Source organism: Pelagicoccus sp. SDUM812002 (assembly GCF_031127835.1).
GTDB lineage: Bacteria > Verrucomicrobiota > Verrucomicrobiia > Opitutales > Opitutaceae > Pelagicoccus.
In genome coordinates this window covers 1-21,337 of the sequence record NZ_JARXHX010000029.1, presented here as the reverse complement: position 1 = coordinate 21,337, position 21,337 = coordinate 1, and the positions used below count along the sequence as shown (strand labels likewise).

The following is a 21,337-nucleotide window of genomic DNA, read 5'->3' as shown; positions in this document are numbered from 1 at the left end:
ATACCGCTGGTATCCGGACAACGTGATCACTCACGGCGGCACGCCCTGCAGGACTTCAATTTGCTCAAATCGACCTTCTCGAATAGCTGGACTCCCTCACCTTGATTCCGGATCTCCCACGCAATCTGCTGATCCGGGAAACGCAGCGTCGCCACCACAGCATCGTTCACAAAACTGAAAACAGCCTGGGATGCCGCAGTAGAACGAATTTCTCCCGAGTAGGTGCCCTTGCGAGGCCCAAATCTCGAAAAGCGATCAAACGTGAGCTCGTGCTCCTCGCCATCTGGAGTCGTCAGACGAAACTCTAGGCCGTCTCGGCCTTCGACCGAACGTGGATTCCAAAGAGTTGGCGCCGGATCCAAAGCCCCCAACCACAGCCCTAAGCGGTGGGTGTGGCCTTCTTCAAGCGGCAAAGAAGAGACAGCACGAATCTGAATCGCCTCGATTTCGGACCGATTCCCTGGCACGGACTGAGCCTCGATGGTGGCAGAGGATTTATCTCGTTCGAGAGCTTGCCCCGTTTGCTCGAGCTCCCCATTTTCTCCTCCCTGCAGAGGTCGATCAACAGGGGAGCGCTCCGTATCTTTCAACAGCCAAAGGCCGCCTCCCCAAGCGACGGCCAATAACAACACGCTAATTGCAACGGCTCTATTTCTCTTCATATCCAATTATGTACAGAGACGGATATCAATCGAACTCTGCAAGTTCTACTAAAAATCAAGGGCAGTTAAAATAAAGTTACCAACAACGGAGGGGCAGTTCCAAGTAATTCCCGCGAGGGCAGCCAACATACTTAGGGTGCGTTCGAGAAGGCAACTCCTCAAGAGCCACCAACCATCTCCAGCAATTTTGCCTCGTCGATGACCTCGACTCCCAGCGACTCGGCTTTGGTCAACTTCGACCCAGCCGCCTCGCCCGCCACCAAGAAATCAGTCTTCTTGCTCACGCTTCCCGCGACTTTACCACCCTTGCTTTCAACTAAGGCTTTGGCCTCGTTGCGCTTCAAGGTTGGCAGTGTTCCGGTAATCACAAAAGTCTTTCCCGCTAGAATAGCTTCTTCCTCGCTCAACATTTCCGGAGCTTCCGGATTCATCCCTTTCTCGAACAAGTCCGCTACGATCGCCGCGTTGTTGGCGTCTGCGAAATAAGCAATGATTCCGCTGGCCGTCTTCTCGCCAATGCCATCGACCTCTGTCAACTGTTCCAATGAGGCTTCCATAAGTTGCGGCACCCCACCAAATGCCTTGGCTAAATCCTTAGCCGCAGAAGACCCCACTTGCGGAATTCCCAATCCATGAAGCAAACGCCACAGCTCCACTCCTTTGCTTGCCTCGATCGCTGCAAGGAGATTACGAGCGGACTTTTCGGCAAACTTTTCCAAGCTCACAACTTGTTTGTAATCCAAGCGGTAAATGTCAGAGATATTGGATACAAACCCTTTCGCGACCAATTGGTCTACCACCGCTTCGCCCAGCCCCTCGATGTCGAGGCATTGCCGCGATGCGTAGTGCTCCAAGCGTCCTCGTACCTGATCCGGGCATTTGATATTCAAACAACGCACCGCCACTTCTCCTTCAATCTTGCTCACTTCAGTGCCACACGCAGGACAGTGGCTAGGGAAAACAAAAGGTTCGCTGCCTTCAGGGCGCTTATCGAGGACCACCCGAACGACTGCGGGTATAATCTCGCCGGCCTTCTCAACCACAACTGTATCGCCCACCCGCACATCCTTACGGGCCATTTCCTCCTGATTGTGCAAGGTAGCTCTGGATACAGTTGTACCGGCCAGCTGCACCGGCTTCAACTCAGCCACCGGCGTGAGCGATCCTGTGCGTCCGACCTGTATTGTGATGCGATCCAAAACAGTCTCAGCTTGCTCAGCAGCAAATTTAACCGCGATAGCCCAACGGGGCGCCTTCGAAGTCGCCCCGAGGGCATCCTGCTGCACGAAACTATCCAGTTTCACCACCGCCCCATCCGTGGGAAACGCAAATTGATTTCGGATTCCGTCGAGCTCATCTACCGCGGCCCAGGCAGCCTCGGCACCTTCAACTTCCCAGAAAGTTTCAACAACCGGCAAGCCCCAATCCGATAGCTGCTTCCTGTATTCACATTGAGATGACACAAGCGACGGTCGACACTCACCCAAACCGTAAAGCACAATGTCGAGCTTGCGTCTCGCCACTTCGGACCGATCCAGCATTTTAACAGTCCCCGCTGCAAGGTTTCTTGGATTTTTGAAGAACTCCAACCCCGCTTCGCTGCGTAGGGCGTTTAAGCGCTCGAACTCGTCGACCTGCATAAAAATTTCGCCACGAATCTCGATCAAATCCGGGAATACCGCTCCTTGTAGCTTGGCTGGCAAGGACTCGATAAATCGCACGTTCGCCGTGACGTCGTCACCTTCGATCCCGTTTCCCCGCGTCACTGCTCGAGCGAGCTCACCCCTCTCATAGGTCACGCTTACCGCGACCCCATCTATCTTAGGCTCTACCGTGAATCGCGGTTTTTCGATTTCCAGGCCTTTTTCGACACGGGCAACGAAGGCTACGAATTCATCTTCTGAATACGTGTTGTCCAAACTCTGCATTGGCAGCAAATGACGATAGGAAGCAAAGCCATCTACCCTGTCATCACCCACCGAAACGGTCGGCGAGGCGGCGAGCGGCAACTCAGGATTTACGGCTTCGAGATCGGCCAATTCGCGCTTCAATGCATCATACTCGAAATCACTGATTTCTTGGGTGGCCTGGCGATAATAAAGCTCGTCATGGCGCCGCACCTCGGCACGGAGTTTTTCGATTTTTTGGAGATCGGAGGCCTTGCTCATACGTGCAAAATTACAGAATGCTTGGCTCTACTTGGCAAGCAGACGTGCGAAGTTAAATTCCAAAAGCCGTCGGTACCATCGCCAATGCCGGTACAAGAATATCGCCAGTATAGAGCCCATTCCATCTGCGACCCAATCCCAAGGATCGAAACTGCGATCCGGATTGTAATACTGGAGCCATTCGTCGGTCACCGCATAAGCCAGCACCCCCAACCATGCCAAAACCCAACGACGATGCGACCAGAAGCTCAGAGGCACGCTCCTGAAGAAAAGCGTACCCATTAGGCCAAAAACAAAGAAGTGAGCAACCTTGTCAAAATTCTCGATATCCGGCGCCCCGGGTTTGCCTGATAGATGCGAACTACCGATCAATGTCACTATCAAGGCGAACGCCGGCCACCAAAGGCGTATGCGGCTGTGTCTTTGATCGGGCCCAAGTTGAGAATCCATAGTGGGCCGAACAAAATAGCCCTCTCTCTTTGCGAGCCAGCAAAAATGTGTCCGTCGAAACATATGTTTCAAATCTCACACTCGCCGAAAATCGAATCACCTCGAAAAAGCAGGCGAATTGCGGACTTTCTTGCATGAACTGCCGTCTACGATTCAGCTATGCGGAACGATCCGCCCCCTTACGACGCAAACTATGACTCGCATTGCTGCCTCCATCTACCTCCTCCTCGCTGCAATCTTCGCAGCTGCTCCCCTGCTCTTCGAAGCAGGCGAACAGGCGAGTTCCCCTTGGACTCCGTTCATAGCCAGCTTTCACCCCCTGATCCTTCACCTCCCCATCGGAATGATCGCCGCCCTGCTTGCCTTGGAACTGGGGAGTTTCATTGGCAGGAAAACCGACCTGAGTACGCGCAATTTCATTTGGCTGCTCACCGCGCTCAGCGCCACGGCGTCATTCTCCACCGGATACCTTCTGGGGGAGGAAGGCGGATACGACCGCGAACTCCTTTCTGACCACCTCTGGGCCGCAGGAATTTTCACCTCAATCTGCTGGTCCACTCTCGCCATCAACGAGCTCAAGAAACACACCTTGTTAAGACTCTTATCCCTGATCGCCATTTCCATCTCCCTCGTTGTAGCCAGCCACCCGGGCGGAGTGATTGTTCACGGGGACCCCTTCGCCGCCGCTCCTTGGAAAGACAAACCGTCCCCATCGGACAACTACGGACTCCTAGCGGAACCAGGCGACCCCTTCAACCCGTACCTCGAGATCATCCAGCCAATCATGGACGCCAAATGCGTCTCCTGCCACGGAGAGGAAAAGAAGAAAGGCAAACTTCGCCTCGACAGTTTCGAAGCAGCCATGCGCGGCGGCGACTTTGGAGAGTGCATCGAGCCGGGAGACTCTTTCAACAGCTTGCTGGTCGAACTCCTCGAGTATCCTCTCGACGACGAAGACCACATGCCTCCCGAAGACGAGCCACAGCTGACTCAAGCGGAGATCGATGTCATCAAATGGTGGATCGATTCCGGAGCCCGACCAGACCAAATGCTGCCTCGAGCCGAGGCGCCCGACGTACTTCACCCCTTTTTCGTTCCCAACTACCGACTTCTCGAGAAGCCACCGGCCGACGAAATGGTGGAAATGCCACAACCGTCTGGAGCATAACACGAAATTACGAGGAGAGCACTTCGCCCATTCTTGGGAGGCACACTCTCACTTGGCTACTTCGTAATGACGCTGGCACCTTTTCTGCGAGCCCTTCGAACCTAACAGTTCTGGCGCTCAGCGTAGCCAACGTCGCCTACTCCGAGTCGAGTTACACTGTTTTTATTCGAAATTTTTAGTTTCAATGGTCCAATCCGGATCGCGGGCCAACTGGCTGTCCTCGCCTAAAAACATCTTAGAGGCTTCAAGCTTGCCCTTCAGTTGCCAGTCCAGCCAAGCGAGCGCGACGGTCGAGTATTCGCCACCGTGCGGCTCGGAGTAGGTGCCGCCGTGGCCCACATCAAGGTTCGTCATCACGATCGGCACGTGCTCTACGAGGGCGTAGTCATCCATGGCATTGTTGTAGGCGATATCGCTCGGACCTCCCATGAGATAAAGGACCGGACCATGATAGGCCTTCAACGCATCTTTTCTCAAGGACGGCATTCCTCTCATAGGAGAAGGATTTTTCAATACGCCACTATTGCACACGACGGTCGTTTGGATCCGCGGGTCGCCCGAAATCTCAATCGCTTGCAAACCTCCGCAAGACATCCCCATGGCGGCAACTTGCTCCGGATCGACCTTACAATAGAACACGCTTCCAGCGGTTTCATTCTCTTCCAAAATCCAGTCGAGAGCCTGGACGAGCTGGCTCGACACCGTCCTCTGATCGGAAAGCTCATCACGCAAATCGAGTCGATCCAACAATCCGACCCCCAGAATAACGTAACCGTGGGATGCGATCTCGTTGAGAAAGAGCTTGTGCTCCTGCGTGGTATTCACGCAGGCACCATTGCCCCAGAGTAGAATCGGAAGCTTCTCGGATCCACCAAAGGGAGCGAGATCCTTGGGGCGATAGATCGTCATACCGGGTAGCGAAGCGTCTTCCGTCACAATTGCTGAAAATGCTCCCCGACCACCCTCCTCGAGGACAACTTCAGGTGCATCAGCCTCTGGGCCCTCCATTCCGACCATTTCGTAGGCTTGCGCTATAAATTTCGGGTACAGACTCTCAAGGCCATACATATTTGCGTAAAACAGCACCACCAAGTTGTTCTCCGGATCAATCGTGTAAGCGGTGCCCAACATGCCGCCCCAGGCGAATGCCGAATCCGAGACCACAGGGGCTGGCTTCTTTTCTTCGTGCAATTCGAAGCCCAACCCGAACTGAAAACCACTCTCTGCTCCACTATCATCCGGCAAGCGATTGATCATCGTCATCAGCTCTACTGTCTCAGCTTTTAGAATACGGGAACCGTTGAACGTTCCCTTGTTGAGTAGCATTTGACAAAACTTGGCGTAGTCCGCGATTGGGCCATTCAAACCAATCGCGCCTTCCGCATAGGTCTGCTGTTCGCTAACCGTTCCTTCACTGTACATATTCGATCCAGGCTCCAGTTTCCCATCTACGGAACGATAGGCTTTTACGTAACGCTCAAGAGCCTCAGGTTCGTAGTACCAATCGCTGTCATCCATACCCAATGGATTCAGCACGGTTTTCTTTACATATTCTTGTAGTGTTTTTCCGGAGATACGCTCTATGAGATACCCCAACATGTTCGAGCTAACATGGTAGTTCCACCTTGTCCCTGGGTCGAATCCAAGCGGGTACTCCGACAGGGCTAGCATCTCCTCCTCCAAGTACTTGGCATCCGGATTGCCACCCCCGCTATGCTGGCCGCTTGGTACTTCGTCAGGGATCTTACCGCCGAAACCCGCTGGAGCGTCGGACCCTTTGTGTTGTGCCCTTCGAATGTCTCTCACTAGGCCCGCGCCCAATCCGGATGTGTGCGTCATCAGATGCACAAAAGTCATCGGCGTCTCGACCGGCCGCGTCTCGTAGGTACCGTCTTCATTGACCTTGGTCACGACGTCGTCCGGGATTTCTGGAAAGTACTTCGAAACGGGATCGTGGATCGAGACGAGCCCTTGTTCGACGAGTGTCATAAAAGCCACCGTGGTGACCGCCTTCGTCTGCGACATGAGAATGTAGTAGTCGTCCACCGTAGCAGGAAGCTTGCTCTCCACATCCTTTAAACCAAAGGCTTTGTGATACACGACATTGCCGTCCTTCGCCACAAAACCGACGACGCTGTTCAGCTTCTGGTCATCGACGAAGGACTGCAGCAATGAATCAACTTGAGCAACCTCGTCGGGGCTGATTCCCACATCGCTCAAGTCGATGTTGTAGTTGAGGTGCTGCACAGTATCATCTGCATGGATACTCGAGCAAAACGCTAACGCTGCAGCTAAGCCGAATGAATGGAGTTTTCGAATCATGGAGTTTTTGGGGTTAGTTGGTTTCTGAAAAACGGCTTAGTTTGGGGGGACCTGATAATAATTCTCGATAGAAAGCGAATTACGGAGAGTCAAACGCAAGAATGAGAAAGTCAGCAAGGAGAACCAAAACAAAAGCGCTCAGATTCATGACTGCATACGGGGTTGAGGAGAGATCAAAGCGGACACGGCCTGCAGAGTAACCGTCTGCTGCGGAGCGAATTTCTCGCTACCCGCGTAGTTTAAAAGACTAGAGCGCAATTGACGACGAACCGGATCGAGCTCACCGGAAAGATCCACGCTCGTCACCAGCAGACGGCCTTCGCCGACGCGAGCTTCCCACACCAAGCCGAGTTTTCGGTTGGTCACCCAGTCGTCGACTACCTGCACGATCGGTCGCAGCGTCTGCGGCAAACCGTCAAGAATCATCGGTCCTGCCTTGCTGATCGCATACCACCATTGCCAATCGCTGTGGGACTCCGTCGGGAATTCGGCCAATGCCGGGTGTTTCGGATCGCACAAGATACCGAGCGTATGCGGTGCTTGCCCGTTCGTCCAAGCGGTATTCCAAAAAATGCTAGAAAATCCGAGCGCAATCGGACCGTTCTCTGGATCTGGAGCCACCCGATCAGGCGGTATCGCCAGAACCACTACGCCGCCCGCGTCGAGTTGGGCTTGAGCCTCCGCATTCAGTTCGTCGACAACTAAAATGTGTTTCGAATCCTCTAAGGCTACGTCTGCTTTAGACGGATACACCCAAACGGCCCAATCATTGACCGCTAATTCTTCACGAGTCGGCACGCTCACCTCTAGTCGGTAACGGGCAGGAGCAGTAATATTTCCCAAAACCAGTTCGACGCGACCCAACTTGTTGCCGTGTCCGATCGCTACGTCAATCGGAGCAAACTCACCTACTGCAGCGACGGCACCTCCCTCACTCAGCAGACGCCAAGTCACCTTCGCCCCAGTTAGCGGCGAAGGGCCGAAGTGGGCTACCTCCACATCGGCTGACAAGGTTTCGTCCGTTGAGAAGACACGACGATCCAACCGTACCAGTGGCACCGTCGGTCCGCAGAAACGGCGAAACTCATTGGGAGTGACATACCCTTTTTCCTCCCAAAATGCGTCCAGTACACCAACCAAAGCAGTTCCCTGCCCAGAAAAGTCGCTCAAGCCCAGCAGTTGAAAGCCACCCATTTCTGGGGTCCGCAAAGCCGACTCGATGTCTTCCTTGTAGCAGAGCGTTTGCAGCTTACCGGAAGCGATCAAAAAATCATGGGCCTGATCGGCCATGCCATGGGCCGCGAGGCTTTCTCGGAAAATCTCAAAGTTCCTCGGTTTCAAGTACCCAGTGTATTTATCCATCTCCCGGAAGTTCGGATACACGCACCACTGGCCGATCTCGTGGCTCACCACTGGAACATCGCGCTCCCTGATTATCTCACGATAATCGAACTCGGTTTCAGGAGGAAGCGCGTTGATTCGGGACTTCAAACCTTGTTCCCATTGTTGGATACGGGGTTCAGAGCGAATGTGGAAGTCGCTATTAGAAACCTCCGGCCACGCAGCTGCTGCGGTGTAGAGGCGACGCGGATCCGCAGACTTATGGCGCTCCGTCCAGTCGTTGAGCCAGACCTCGTGATTGTCTCCGTCGGGCTCGTTGCCAGACGCCATCAACACGAATGAAGGATGGTTGCCATAGGCATTGAGGATACGTTTCGTTTCCGCCTCGACCCAATCATCTACCGGATTGCCGTCACCGATTGTCGCACCTTGGTTGGGCCAGGTGGCAGCCTCGGCTTGAACATAGACCCCCAACTCATCCGCTGCAGTGAACGCCGCTCTTGGAGGACACCACGAGTGGAAACGCACATGGTTCAGTCCATGCGATTGAATGATTTTAAAAATCTTCCGCCAGGAATCGAGATCGAGCGGCGCGTGCCCTGTTTTCGGATACACCGCGCAGTCCAGAGTGCCGCGTAAGAAAAGTTTTCGCCCGTTGATTGTAAGTTGACGTCCATCATGAGAGAGATCTCGCAATCCGAAGGGAATCGTCTGCTTAGCTTCAGTGTCATCGGTCGAAACCTGAACGGTCAACTGATGCACGATCGGCTTGAATTCATCCCAGGTTTCCAATTCCGCTCCGAGAGCCAGCGTCGTTTCAAATTCTTGATTGTCGCCGGCCATCTCGAAGGAAAAATCTCCCCCACCCTCGGCCTTACCGTTCACAGACAGCTCGACAGTGCCTTTCACTTGGGAGCCAGTAACATTTCTCAAAACGCCACGCACGGTCGCACGCCTCGCGGACAAGTCCGGATAGACTTGCACGTCCTCTACCCAAACGGGGGAGCTTGCCTGTAGTTCGATAGCCCCTACAATCCCGTTCCAGTTGCCTTGGGTGTGGTCCGATATCGAGTGCGAGTTTTCGCCAAGTTCGACTTGGACCGAGTTGTCTACTTGGATAGTGAGAACATGCCGCCTTGGAGACACAGAAGTACCCAGCCCGTAGATATGAGCGATAGACAGAGAGTCGTTGGAACCGAGCAAGGTGTCATCGAGCCAGACCGTAGTTTTCCAGTGCGGACGCTCTAGGTGAAGCGTCACACGCTGTCCCGTCCAATTGGCTGGGATTTCGATTTCACGCTGATACCAAGCAGCACCTACATAATAGGTTTCAGGCTGCAGCCAAAAGGGAACCTTTAGATTATCTGGCTCGCGGTAAGGAGCGTACTTCGGCTCGGTGAACCACGAGGGATCGAAAATACTCCCCACCCAAGGAGTATCGACTGTAATGGGATCGCCAATACCGTGACCCGGTAGTGATCCCGGAAGTTCAATACGGTCCGAGAGCTGGCGATTGTGCCAACCTTGTTCGACGCCCGCATTTTCGCGGTCGAGTTGCAAGCGCCAAGAACCGGCTAGATTGATCGAATCGGGATTGCCGACAGCAGAAGATATCATTGAAAAACAGGACAAATCGGAAGGGAATGCACGGAGCCGAGGCCAAGGAACATACGGTTCGCTGGCCTCGCGTTGGGTTGAACTTAAACGATCGAAGCCATGAGGTCTAGAGTGATAGCCGAACTCGGGTCTTCCTCAAGCAAAGCATCGACCAAAGCTTTCGCCTCGCTCGTCTGACCGAGGCCGAAGCGGGCCTGAGCTTCGAGAAGGCGAGCCGTAAACGACTGCCGTTGGTCGAGGTCCTCTTCGAATAGTAGCATCGTGGGAAGCGAGGTTGCAAAGTAGTCGATCGCCGCCGGAGTTTTCGCCAGTTCTTGGGAATGCACCAAAAGCGCACTAAATAATTCGCGTGCCTCTTCCTTTTGACCGAGTCGTTCGATGGCCCGAGCGGTAAAGTAGGTGGTCTCCGAAAAACGCTGTACGGCCATACCTTGAAAGTCGCCCTTGAAGTCGGCGGCAGCCTGCCAGTGCGAACGGGCTTGGGCCTCGTCGCCAAGCGCGGAAAAGGCTTCGCCTAACCACCAGTGAACTTCGCTCGGATTCACCAGCAGGTGGCGAGCCTCACCAAGATTTCTCGGAATATCCAATGCCGCGAGAAATTGCTCCTTGGCCGCTTCCGGGTCGCCGCGATCGAGAGACGCTATGCCAAGCAAGATGCGGGCTCGCATGTATTCACGGGAAACTAACCCTTCCCCGCCCTCCCACGGTTGGAAAACGCGTGAGTTCAAAATGTCCAAGGCTTCTCTTGGCCTTCCAGTCTGGTTGAATAGAGCCGCAGTTTCTACAACGAGATCGTCGCGTTGATGAACGAGATCCTCGATTTCTCGAAGAGCCTTTAGTCGGGCTTCTGGAGCCTGGCCGACACGCTTCCACAGCTGGTCACGCTCGTAGTAGAGACGCCCATCCTGCGGCGTTGCTTCGATGGCCTTCTCGTAGGCGTGTTGGGCCGCCTCTGGCTGGTTCTGAATATTAAAGTATGCGATTCCCAAACACCGCCACACGACTGCATCCGCTGGATGAATACGTACCGCGGCTTCCCAGTGCTCGATCGCCTCTTCATGCCGACGGCGATCATACAGCCAAAACCCGAGTAATGCGTGCGCTACGGCGTCATCGGCATCCTCCGCTATCGCAGCCTGCAGGATAGCCAATTCTTCCAATCTTACTGGGAAGCATCTATCGGTACTAGCCGCCCGTGCCGCTTCCCTACAACGACCCGCTTCGGCGGAACGTCCGAGTTTGTCGTTCAGCCACGCACGTGTGTATTCAACAATTGGAGTTGATCCGCCAACAGGATCTGGCGTCGCGGTAGCGAGAACCTTCAAGGCCTCGAGCCAAAGGCCTGCTCGAGCGAAATCATGGGCCACATCGAGACGGATTTGGTTGTCGTCGGGGACTTGTTCGTTGAGCAGCCAGCTCGCCCAAACGTCCTGCGGATCGGTAGATAGAATTTCGTCGAGCGTCGACTCGGACCATTTTTCGAGGCCACCGCGAGCGTAGACGATTGCCTGCAAGTTGCGCGCCCGCAGGTTTTCCTCATCGAGTCGGCGGGCGCGAGTAAGGCTTTCTTCCGCCTCAGCCCAGTCGCCGCAGCCGATCTGGATTTCGGCCATTGATAGCTGAGCCACACCCGTCCATGCTTGGTTCCAAGAGGCCTTGGCGAAGGCTGCGTAGGCCTCTTCATCGCGGCCTAGTAAACGCAAGCAACGGCCCAACTGATAGTAAGCATCGCCATCTGCTGGATTTGGATTTCGCGAAGTGAAGCGTGCCAAACTCGTCCGCAAATGAGTTTCCGCGAGTTCAAATTCGCCCCGGCGCAAATGCCAGCGACCAACGGCTAAATTACAACGAGAGTCTCCCGGATCGCGCCGAAGAGCTTCCCGCCAATACCGTGTCGGACAACGCGTCGCATGGCGATACTGCTCGAGGTGAAGACCGATGATGTACAGCTCATCCGCGCTTGCCACCTCCTCTGGCGATTGTGGTGCTTCGGCTGCCGCAGGTGGTTCTTGGCGAACATGAGCTTGCGGCCGGTAGCGGATGACTTCCACACCTTCGCTGTCACGTACCACTAAGCGCAGTCCTTCCCTGTCACAGCCTTGCGGTAAGTCGAAGTGTACAATCGACGCATGACAAGGCAACAGCTCGGCCTTGGTTTCGGCCTTCACTCTGCCATCCGATCCCAGCACTTGGATCGAAGCAGATGGGATAGATCGAGTGACAGACACCCGAGCCTCCACTCGTCCTCCTTTTTCGGGTACACGCAGGTCGACAGCCGCATCCACATTAGCCTGACGGGGCACGCCGATGTCATAGATCGGGTACCAGTACTGGCTCCACTTCTTTGTTTCACCGGGTTGCAGGTAAGAGAAGTCAGGCTGGTTGTCAGTGAAGACGCCCGCCATCAGCTCGATGTAGGGCGGATGGCTCCCGTCTTCTCGCTGGTCCGTAAGGTTTCGATCCCAAGCGTATCCAAATTCGTGATTCCCCCACGTCCATTGCTTCTTTCCGGGAGCGATGTGGTGGTCCGCTATGTGCACGATGCCAACCCCCGCCTTGTGGTCGTAACCGCCGCAAAAATCGCCGGTCGACCCCATGCACATGTAAGAAGTCGGCACGGGAATATTGGCGTACCAAGACAGGTCGTTTGGATCGGGCTTGGTCCCGTCCTCCGACTGAGGAGAATAGTACTTCCGAGGCGTTTCGTGAGCCGGCACGCCATTTCGAGCTCGGGCTCCATAGTCGACGCCGTAGTAGGATCCTTCGCACAACGGGAAGGAGCTCATGGCTCGTTTGGCGTGGTCAGCCACAAAGCTAACGTCAGGAGGAAAAAACGATTGATACTGCTCGTGAGCCTCGAGCCCAGCATTGGCCCACCACAAAAACGTTTGTACGTCATCGGTACGGTTATAGACCCGTGCCCGTAGCTCCACGCGGGCGATGCCCGGCTGCAATCGAATGCCATGCATGCCCTTCATGCGAGCCATAGGGTCGTGCTCCGAAAGCCAAACCGTTGCCGATCCATCTTCATCTTCCTCAATCCGCACCGTGCAGGGCATGGTGGTGGAAGGACGGTGGTGCTGCGGCCAATTGAACTCGATACCGCCGCTCACCCAGGGCCCTGCCAAACCAACCAAGGCCGGCTTAATCATGGGCTGATAATAAATCAGGTCCTGCTCCCGAATTTTGTCCCAAACCCGATGAATACGGCCGCCAAGCTCCGGCAGGATCATCACCTTCAAGTATTCGTTTTCTATATACACCACTTGCCATGAGTGGGGTTGCGGCTTGGACTCGATCGCGTCGCAGACCGGCAAGGGGTAAACCCGACCGCTCGATCCTTGATAAACACGTTTCTCCAAAAACTGCGGATGGCGATCCGGCAGCTTTGGCAAATAGGTCAGCATCTCGATCGATTCTTGAGTCACAGATACGGAGCGGTCCGTAGGCGCGCGATAGTCACAGGGCATAAGCGTGAAATTCGTTAGAGTATCGGGGTCTATCTAAGTTCGGTTACTTTGACGATACTACACGATACGCCTCAAAATAACAATGGACGGTATTCTGGAAAACCTGCACGATCTTACACTGTGAAGGACACGCAGAGGCGACAGGATGGGTTTTCGGGGCAAACGCTTTTAGTAGTACCCGAACCCCAGCAACGACTCATGGCCACCCACCCTCTGCTGGCTGGACTGCACGTGACGCACGCCGGCTTTTTCCCGCGGGCAGAGGGGCATTTCATCAAGCGCGAAACCGGCTGCTCCGACCATGTTTTGATTGTCTGTTTACGGGGAACAGGATGGGCGGAAGCCGGCGGTCGCCGCCAGAATCTCAAGCGCGGAGACATCGTGGGCCTGCGAGCGCGGCACCCTCATGTTTACGGCGCCTCGGACCGCGATCCATGGTCCATCGCATGGGTGCATTTCACAGGAAAGGAAGCGGACGCCTGGATTGAGCACGCCACCGGCCGAAAAGCAGTATTGGCCACCTGCCACACCCCTGCGGAAAAACTGGATTCTATCGGCCTAGACAGGATCCACTCATCGCTCGCGGCAGGATACGGCTTACCCGAGCTGCTGGATGCGGCGGCGGCTTTGAGAATCTGCTTAGCTTTGGTATCTAGGAGACGAGCTCAGGACAGCACGGCTTTGTCCGCTCACGAGCGGGTTGACGCTTCGATCACCCACTTGCGCGAAAACTGGATGCAACCGCACAGCCTTCCCGAACTTGCTGCTGCCGCCGGTGTATCCGTGACGCACTACACAGCCATTTTTCGGCGCCTTACAGGATTCCCACCGATCGATTTCATTATCCGCCAACGCATCCAACAAGGGGCTACCCTTCTCGCTACGACCCCCAGCCCGATCGCCGAAATCGCAATGGAATGTGGGTTCAACGACCCCTACTATTTCAGCCGTAGTTTCAAAAGAATTACGGGATCCTCACCCCGCAACTACCGAAGGATTCATAGGTCTATCGTGTCCGATTCGAATAAGGACAGCGCCACCTCTAAGTGTCACGCGAGCAGCCGACTTTGAGACAGGGCTATTTCTGAATACAGAGGCCATACCAATCCCAACAAGCCAATCGACTTCTCATCTCGTACCCGGTTTTTCACTACATTCTCCCCAACCGAATTTTTCCGCACCGGTTCGTAGACTCTCGACTAATTGCCTTTGTGAGAAACGCCTTCCCGGTTTTTCTGGATCAACTTTCGTACCATTCAAAATACAAAATTCAACCGGGTCCAAGCCGAGCTTCTCGGCCATTTCATCCATGGCAATATCCAAAGCCATCATACCCGGTCCCGTTTCGATCGAAGTCCGCTGCCTGCCCACCCACCGCATCACCTCCGATCACCCCGGACTTCGCTACGCCATCTCCGTCAACGGCGATGCCCCACAGATCCGCGACCTCCACGCCAACGAGTACACACCGGCCAGGAACGCCAACACCATCCGCGCCTACTCTGCAGGCGTCACCCAACACACCCTCGAAACCGCAGGCACGCACAAGATCACTATCCAAATGGTCGACCCCGGCCTCATCCTCGACGAGATCGTCGTCCAAGCCGCCGAAACGCCACAATAGTACCGCCGCGCTTACCGCGTACCAAGGAGGCCACGTCCAACAGACCGAAAACGGCGTCGAATACTGGTTCGCTCGCGACCCCCAGCAGCTCCTCCGCTCCGGCGCCGAACGCGAGATCGAGGATATCATGCTTACCCGCTACGCCTGCTACCTCCCCGTTTACTTCCCCTCCGGCCCACCGATTTCGGATACCTACGTGACAATGGCAGAAGTCAGGGCCCAAGGGTCCATTTCGCCGAATCTCGTTCAAACCGAACTTGTAAGCGAAGGACTGATACGTTTCCCGAGCACTCTCAAATAGCCCTTCAGGTAGCGCAATTCTACGCCGTGAACGGAGATAACAAGCACGCTGAGATAAGCATCCGACTTGGACTTCAGAATACGCGCGATCTGAGAGAAAGGTCGAAGCTAGAGAAATAGCTCCAGCACCTGTTTTGGGAACCCAAAGGTCTGAGGACCAGTAGGAGTAAACCGCCAAACGCTGGAAAGCGAAGCGGGGCCGCCCGCTTGATCCACCTTCCGATTCTCTCGGGGGAACCAAATCCGATTGGCAGTAAGCCTGAAAAGGCCACACAGCGAGCAGCATAATGGAATCCACTAGCTATATTCTTTTCTATTGCCTGCGTAATATTCCAGAAGGAGTATTCGAACAAACCCCTTGTCAATATGTCACCATACTCGATCTTCGCATGGCTACTGGCCGCAACTCCCCTCTCGTGGAATCGCTCCCTAGCTCAAACTAGGGCTACAGTGGCTTTGGCGGCCTTCGCCATGGTATCCGCGGTGGCAACGGTGGCGGAAGTGGACGTCTTGTACGAGGAGAACTTCGACGAAAATGTGCTTCCAGAAGGCTGGAACACGGGCGGTACCGGCACACCGAGAGTGCGGGTACAAACCATAGCTGGGCAGGGTGACAACGACTACTGGTTGGTTCTAGACGACAGCACTGACAACGATGAGTACTCGTCCACCATCGCCGAGGTCTCGTTCAAGTCGAAAGGGTACGAATGGATCGATATCGAGTTTCAAGCCTACTCGCTGGGTGACGAAGTGCAGAGCAGCTTCCTGGGAGCAGACGGTTTGGCTGTATCGATAGATGGAAACATCATATGGGCCGACACCTCGATCCACAGCGAATCGCCGGGAAACAATCTAGCGTTCACCTACCGACAACGAATCTACATCAACTACGCGGCCCAAGGCTTCAGTCCGACCAAGGAATACACGATCGCCCTGACCTTTCTCCAGTACGACAATGCTCCGGCACCCGAGGATGGCTGGGCTTTCGACGATATCAAGGTCACAGGTGAGCCCTACCGCGGGATGAACATATCGTATCCGCAGACCATTACAGAAGGCGACGGACATTTCGATATGGCGATCGAACTGATTCCCGCCCCTGCGGAGGACCAAAGCATAACGATTGCCCCAGCTGACTACGACGACATCCAAGTCGCCTATCCCAAGAACCAGGAACGAGTCGTTTTCGAGGTTCCCATTCCAGACGACGAACTGCTCAACGGACAGAGAAGCTTCTATGGAGACATACTAACCAACGAATACGACAGCACCTCCTTCTGGATCGACCTTTTAGATGACGAAGTCGCCACTTTATCACTACAGCTCCCGAGCACCTTAAGAGAATCGGATTGGAGCAGCTCCAACAACGCCGTCTTGAACATCACCCCTAGCCCTTCCAATGACGTCTACGTGTATCTCAGATCCGAACCCGAAAATGAGTTCAACTCCTACAGCGTATACGTGGAGGCGGGGTCGAGCTCGGTTCCCTTTTCCCTTTCTGCAAACAACGACTACTACGCTGAAACCGACGCAGAAGTCGAGATCTGGGCCATCCTAGGCGAATCTGAATCCCCCCGATACACCATTACCATCGAGGACGATGACACCTACAACATGACCTGGAACGTCTATCAGAACAAGTTCGTGGAAGGTGCGACGAACCAAGGGGAATTGAACTTCGAGCTCGGAGCAGGAACCCGCGAGGAGATTACTTTCACTCTTAGCGCCACCCCATCGGGAGTCATCGAACTACCTGAATCCTTCAAGGTTCAGGCAAACGACTCCTATGCGCATGACATCGAATACAGCATCCCCGATGACAGCCTACTCAATGGAACTCGCTTCGTCACGATCACCGCGACTCCCGTCGACCTAGAAGGTTTTGATCCAGTGAGTACGGTGCTGGAGGTCCTCGACAACGACGTGGCCTCATACGACCTGTCCATCGGTCCTTATCTAGTCGCAGGCGGCCAAGGAGAGCTAAATATCCGCGCATTGGATACACAGGGAAATCGGCTCCAGACTTTCAATGCCACCGTCGACTTGTTCTTGGTCGACGAAAACCAATCGCAAACACCGTTTAGCCTCTCCTCCGCAACCTTCACCGAAGGCGTTTTTACACAGACCTTGACCATCGACGCGAGCTGGGCCGGAAAGCGGCTTCTGGCAAAATCGAGCGACGAAGCCAACGGGATGACTTCGGATCCATTCGAAGTTATCGTGCCACTCGATTTCGGCGTGCTCGACTTGGTCTACCATCCGCTTTCCGACAAGCTCATCGCATCGACCGGTATCGATGGCCTGGCGGGGCACCTGAACTCTATCACAGAAATCGACCCCTACTCGGCCACTATCGGACGCAAACTCGCAATTGGATCCGGGCTGGATCGACTAGCGGTCACGCAAGACGGCGTGTACCTATATGCGGGATTGAATGGCTCGAATGCAGTCCAACGAGTCAGCCTTTCCGACTTTTCTCTGGCTGAGAAAATTGAACTGGGCCACCGTCATTCATCCAACGACAGTTACAATATCGCCGATATTCTGACCCTACCCAACCGCTCGGGAGACTTCGTAATCGTCCAGGATGACATTTCATCCACAGCTACCTTCGTCGGATACTATCAAAACGGAGTGTTGCTTGAACAAACGGCAAGTGACGGGATGAGCCTCGCCAACGCGAAAGAAGCCGACGAATTCTTCGCGTACGACGACTCCAATACCGGGTATTACCTGAATCGATACAAACTCGTAGAAAACGGTCTGGAGACGGTGGAAACCAAGAGAGAATCCTTTAACACGTGGAACACCGACATTAAGGCGCAAAACAATTGGATCGTATCCAGTCGGGGAGGAGTCATAAACGGCGAAACCTTCAAGAGAGAGCGCAGCTTCACCTTGCCCGACGATTGGAATGACGGCTACCACTACGGAGATGCCATTCAGGTTCACGAAATCGATTACGACCTTTCCCGAGCTTACTTTGCCTTCCAAAACAAGCTAGCGGTTTACGATCGGATCTCCAATCAGCTAGTATTCCAGACTGAGCTCACTGGCCTGTCCGGCAACATCGTGGAGCTCGTCCGATATGGATCTGTCGGGCTGGCCTTGAGAACCGACCAAGCGCAACTGATCTTCTTGGACAGCGAGTACATCGTGCCACGTGGCGAACCCGTGGACCTATCGTTCACGCTCGAACCATCCACCGATGAACCTAAGCTGGATACCGACTTCACCTACACCGCCACGATTCGCAACCTTTCGGAAACGGAGGCCTTGTCGACACGGATTTCTCTCGAGTTGAACAATGCGCACACCTTCAAGTCCATCGAATCGGATAGCAACTTGGATTGGGATTATGGATACGGGGAAACAGCAGGCCTCTCCATTGACATTCCTTCCATCCCCGGAAATGGCGAAATCGAATTCGAGATAACGGTTACCCCTCGATTGGTCAAAATCCTGCTGGCTACCCTTTCAGGAAACTCGATCTCGGTCGACCCCGATCCATACAACAACACAGACCGGTCCTCGCTAAACCCTACCTATCAGATCAGCCGCGGAGAATGGCAGAACGTCCAAATACCCGCCAGAATGGCGAGGTGGGTGCCAGGCAGGAACATGCTCTTGGTGGGAACGAACAGCGAAGAAAACAACGAGCTGCGCAACCAGGTGATCGGGATCAATCCCTCCAACGGAAAACTGTACGGGGCAGTCGAATTGGGGGGCACCTTCCAATCCATGGATTTCTCATCCGACGAAAAGTGGCTGTACGTCGGCCTAGGCTCCGAAAGCCTCGCTCTTAAGATAAATCTGGATACATGGGAAATCGACGAATCGATCGATCTGACCAAGGGAACGGGCTACTACAACACATTCACCGCCTCTGACATTCTAGTGGTGGACGGACGAGAGGACACCTTCCTGGTGGGCACCTATTCGGACGGAGTTGTCATGTTCGAGAACGGACTCGCCCTCGAAAACTCGACCGGCACCTACCGAGGAACCCAAATTGAAAAGAGCAGTGATCCTTCGATCATCTACGCGTACAACACTTCGCACACCGGATTCGAATTCTTCAAAGTGCAAATAAGCGACCAGGGAGTCACGAAGCTCTCCGAGAAGGGCGGGCTCTTTTCCGGATTCTCGAATTCCATGAAGTCGCAAGGCGACTACATTTTCGACGCCCAGGGCAAGATGATCCAGGGAGACCTCATGGTCAACGGCGGCACCTTCGAAATCTCAGCTATTCGAGACGACGGCTACTGGTACTCCGATGCAGTGTGGGACGTAGAGCCCGAGATCGAAAAGCAGCGCGTGTACTACAACGACGCGTTCTCGATTTACTCGTACGACACCGAGTCCTTCCTGAAGGTGAGAAAACTGCCTGTCTTGGAAGAAGGAGGGAGCCGTTCGCTTCGTAGCGTGACTCGTTGGGGCAGCGATGGATTCGCCAGCATAGTCAGCGATCAGACCTTGCTCATCGGGCGAACCGACTTGGTCCCGCAAAGCAAACCGTACGACATCGACCTCTTAGTTGATCAATACACCGAGGGCCAAGCCCTCGTCATCGACGAACTACCCGTCACGATCTCAGGCGGCGCCTTCGCCGGGCAAGGAATCAACCGCGTTCTCGTGGACAACCAAGCGGTCGAGACCGACGACGATTTCGCCAACTGGTCGATATCGCTCGATACCGTGCTCCCCGGGTACGGATTTATCGAGGTGTTCGCTGCCGACAACCAGAGCAATCAAGCGACCAAGACGATCAGGATCCCCACCGAATACTTTATCGAAGGCGACAGCGACTTCGATGGATTGGACGACAATTGGGAATTGGCCTACTTCGAAGGCCAGAATCTAGACCAGATTCTGCCCGACGAAGACTCTGACGGCGACGGTTATCTCAATCGGATCGAATTCTACTTCGGCATGGATCCAAACCAAATCGACTCGCCCGCGACGGTGAGCTACCAGCACCTCTCGGCTACGCAACTGCGGGTTTCGATCGTAACCAATCGCTACCACGACGATCGCTACCGCTGCCGATTTGATAAGAGCAGCGACTGCGAGGTCTGGTCGGTCACAGCCATGGAAACCGTGGTCCTGGCAGACGATCCGACAGGCAACGGTTTGTATGAGCGAGTCAAGTACGAGTTGACCATCGATACTTCCAACGGAAGCAAGACCTTCCTGCGCTTCGGGTTCTAGACACCCCCCGAAGGGAAATGAGCGGCGAATGGGCCTGCTCTCGTCGCGCACCGATCCCGGATCTCGAAACCCGAAGGCAGACTCGCTTTTTCAGATAGAAGAAAACTTTTTAGGAAAATCAGAGTGGCTTATGAGATATCGGGTAAGGGCCGTCACCGACGCGGTCCAACACTCTATATTCTATCCCCCTCGATGTCCCGAACTAAGACTCTCATTACCGCGATTGCCCTATCTAGGCTGCGTAGGTCTCTTGACCAGCTCCAGCCGACAGCGATAGAACAAGCCGAGTAATCCCTGCCGGAGAGGGCCGACTCCAATTTCCACGTTCGCCCTATCGTATCGGACAAGTGCTTCGCCGGCCACGCTCCCACCAACGCCGGATTCGGCGTCGCCCTCGAAGGCTCAGCGACAACACTAGACACGTCCAGCCCCGGCACACTCCCCACCTTCCGCCGCGCCACCGACCGCAGCCGCTTCATCGACATCTTCAATACCGGCACCGCCCCCTTCAACTGGACCGCCACCGTAAGCGAGCCATGGATACGCCTCAGCCAAAACTCCGGTTCCACCGACGCCCGACTAACGGTCAGCATCGACTGGAACTCCGTACCGAAAAAACCGATACAAAAAGCCACCATAACCATCAAAGCCGCTGGAGCCACCCGCACCGTCCAAATAGCGGCCGCCCCGCAACCAAACCTCGAGCTAGCCACCCTACCAGACGCCCTGCTCGACTACGGCCAACTCCACATCGAAGCCGAGTCCTACGCCGAGTGCCGCGACAGCGCCGACGCCGTAGGCTGGCGCCGCGTCTCGCAATCCAACGCCAGCGGCGACGGCATGCAGCTCCAGCCCGTCACCGCCCCCAGCCTCGATCCCGCGGCCTTGCCGGACGACGCGCCCGCCCTCACCTACACCTTCCACGCCTTCGAGCCCGGCCCCGTTTCGATCGAAGTCCGCTGCCTGCCCACCCACCGCATCACCTCCGACCACCCCGGTCTCCG

Annotated in this window: 10 protein-coding genes and 2 pseudogenes; 5 read left to right on the top strand and 7 right to left on the bottom strand. The window is 54.9% G+C overall.

From position 1 onward, the window contains the following. Window positions 1-26 precede the first annotated feature (26 nt). The 3 genes from QEH53_RS22250 to QEH53_RS22240 all read right to left on the bottom strand — a co-directional run bounded on the left by QEH53_RS22250 (window position 27) and on the right by QEH53_RS22240 (window position 3,280). Window positions 27-662: a hypothetical protein gene (locus QEH53_RS22250; protein ID WP_309025437.1), complete on the bottom strand. Its 636-nt coding sequence runs from the start codon at window positions 660-662 to the stop codon at window positions 27-29. Window positions 663-820: 158 nt separating this feature from the next. Continuing rightward, a complete protein-coding gene (gene ligA, locus QEH53_RS22245; protein ID WP_309025436.1) occupies window positions 821-2,830 on the bottom strand; it encodes an NAD-dependent DNA ligase LigA in 2,010 nt (669 codons plus the stop codon). A 27-nt stretch (window positions 2,831-2,857) separates the two neighbouring features. Further along, window positions 2,858-3,280 carry a VanZ family protein gene (locus QEH53_RS22240; RefSeq protein WP_309025435.1) on the bottom strand — a complete coding sequence of 141 codons (423 nt, stop codon included), beginning with the start codon at window positions 3,278-3,280 and terminating at the stop codon, window positions 2,858-2,860. 193 nt (window positions 3,281-3,473) lie between these two features. Here QEH53_RS22240 and QEH53_RS22235 point away from each other — a divergent pair, with 193 nt between their 5' ends. After that, window positions 3,474-4,448, top strand: a complete 975-nt coding sequence (locus QEH53_RS22235; protein ID WP_309025434.1) for a c-type cytochrome domain-containing protein — start codon at window positions 3,474-3,476, stop codon at window positions 4,446-4,448. 162 nt (window positions 4,449-4,610) lie between these two features. On the opposite strand, the gene QEH53_RS22230 is transcribed toward QEH53_RS22235, so the two are convergent. The 3 genes from QEH53_RS22230 to QEH53_RS22220 all read right to left on the bottom strand — a co-directional run bounded on the left by QEH53_RS22230 (window position 4,611) and on the right by QEH53_RS22220 (window position 13,198). Continuing rightward, window positions 4,611-6,770 carry a serine hydrolase domain-containing protein gene (locus QEH53_RS22230; protein WP_309025433.1) on the bottom strand — a complete coding sequence of 720 codons (2,160 nt, stop codon included), beginning with the start codon at window positions 6,768-6,770 and terminating at the stop codon, window positions 4,611-4,613. A gap of 144 nt (window positions 6,771-6,914) precedes the next feature. Continuing rightward, window positions 6,915-9,728, bottom strand: coding sequence for a sugar-binding domain-containing protein (locus QEH53_RS22225; protein ID WP_309025432.1), 2,814 nt, complete (start codon window positions 9,726-9,728; stop codon window positions 6,915-6,917). An 83-nt stretch (window positions 9,729-9,811) separates the two neighbouring features. Next, entirely contained in the window at window positions 9,812-13,198 is a 3,387-nt protein-coding gene (locus QEH53_RS22220) for a DUF5107 domain-containing protein (protein ID WP_309025431.1), read from the bottom strand. A 198-nt stretch (window positions 13,199-13,396) separates the two neighbouring features. Here QEH53_RS22220 and QEH53_RS22215 point away from each other — a divergent pair, with 198 nt between their 5' ends. Beyond that, window positions 13,397-14,269, top strand: coding sequence for an AraC family transcriptional regulator (locus tag QEH53_RS22215; protein ID WP_309025430.1), 873 nt, complete (start codon window positions 13,397-13,399; stop codon window positions 14,267-14,269). Here QEH53_RS22215 and QEH53_RS24215 read toward each other — a convergent pair. Then, window positions 14,243-14,536: pseudogene (locus QEH53_RS24215) on the bottom strand (xanthine dehydrogenase family protein molybdopterin-binding subunit); the annotation flags it as partial. The gene QEH53_RS22215 and the pseudogene QEH53_RS24215 sit on opposite strands and share 27 nt — an antisense overlap. Here QEH53_RS24215 and QEH53_RS22210 point away from each other — a divergent pair. The 3 genes and pseudogenes from QEH53_RS22210 to QEH53_RS24495 form a co-directional block, all read left to right on the top strand. Then, window positions 14,508-14,822, top strand: a complete 315-nt coding sequence (locus tag QEH53_RS22210; RefSeq protein WP_309025429.1) for a hypothetical protein — start codon at window positions 14,508-14,510, stop codon at window positions 14,820-14,822. The pseudogene QEH53_RS24215 and the gene QEH53_RS22210 sit on opposite strands and share 29 nt — an antisense overlap. Window positions 14,823-15,488: 666 nt before the next feature. Then, window positions 15,489-20,333 (top strand): hypothetical protein, encoded by a 4,845-nt coding sequence (locus QEH53_RS22205; protein ID WP_309025428.1) that lies wholly within the window; start codon window positions 15,489-15,491, stop codon window positions 20,331-20,333. Window positions 20,334-20,627: 294 nt separating this feature from the next. Continuing rightward, window positions 20,628-21,337, top strand: a pseudogene (locus QEH53_RS24495) (hypothetical protein); the annotation flags it as partial.

Coding starts and splice junctions, on each gene's coding strand:
- QEH53_RS22250 (WP_309025437.1), bottom strand. CDS start 662: ATGAAGAGAAATAGAGCCGTTGCAATTAGCGTGTTGTTATTGGCCGTC.
- ligA (WP_309025436.1), bottom strand. CDS start 2,830: ATGAGCAAGGCCTCCGATCTCCAAAAAATCGAAAAACTCCGTGCCGAG.
- QEH53_RS22240 (WP_309025435.1), bottom strand. CDS start 3,280: ATGGATTCTCAACTTGGGCCCGATCAAAGACACAGCCGCATACGCCTT.
- QEH53_RS22235 (WP_309025434.1), top strand. CDS start 3,474: ATGACTCGCATTGCTGCCTCCATCTACCTCCTCCTCGCTGCAATCTTC.
- QEH53_RS22230 (WP_309025433.1), bottom strand. CDS start 6,770: ATGATTCGAAAACTCCATTCATTCGGCTTAGCTGCAGCGTTAGCGTTT.
- QEH53_RS22225 (WP_309025432.1), bottom strand. CDS start 9,728: ATGATATCTTCTGCTGTCGGCAATCCCGATTCGATCAATCTAGCCGGT.
- QEH53_RS22220 (WP_309025431.1), bottom strand. CDS start 13,198: ATGCCCTGTGACTATCGCGCGCCTACGGACCGCTCCGTATCTGTGACT.
- QEH53_RS22215 (WP_309025430.1), top strand. CDS start 13,397: ATGGCCACCCACCCTCTGCTGGCTGGACTGCACGTGACGCACGCCGGC.
- QEH53_RS22210 (WP_309025429.1), top strand. CDS start 14,508: ATGGCAATATCCAAAGCCATCATACCCGGTCCCGTTTCGATCGAAGTC.
- QEH53_RS22205 (WP_309025428.1), top strand. CDS start 15,489: ATGTCACCATACTCGATCTTCGCATGGCTACTGGCCGCAACTCCCCTC.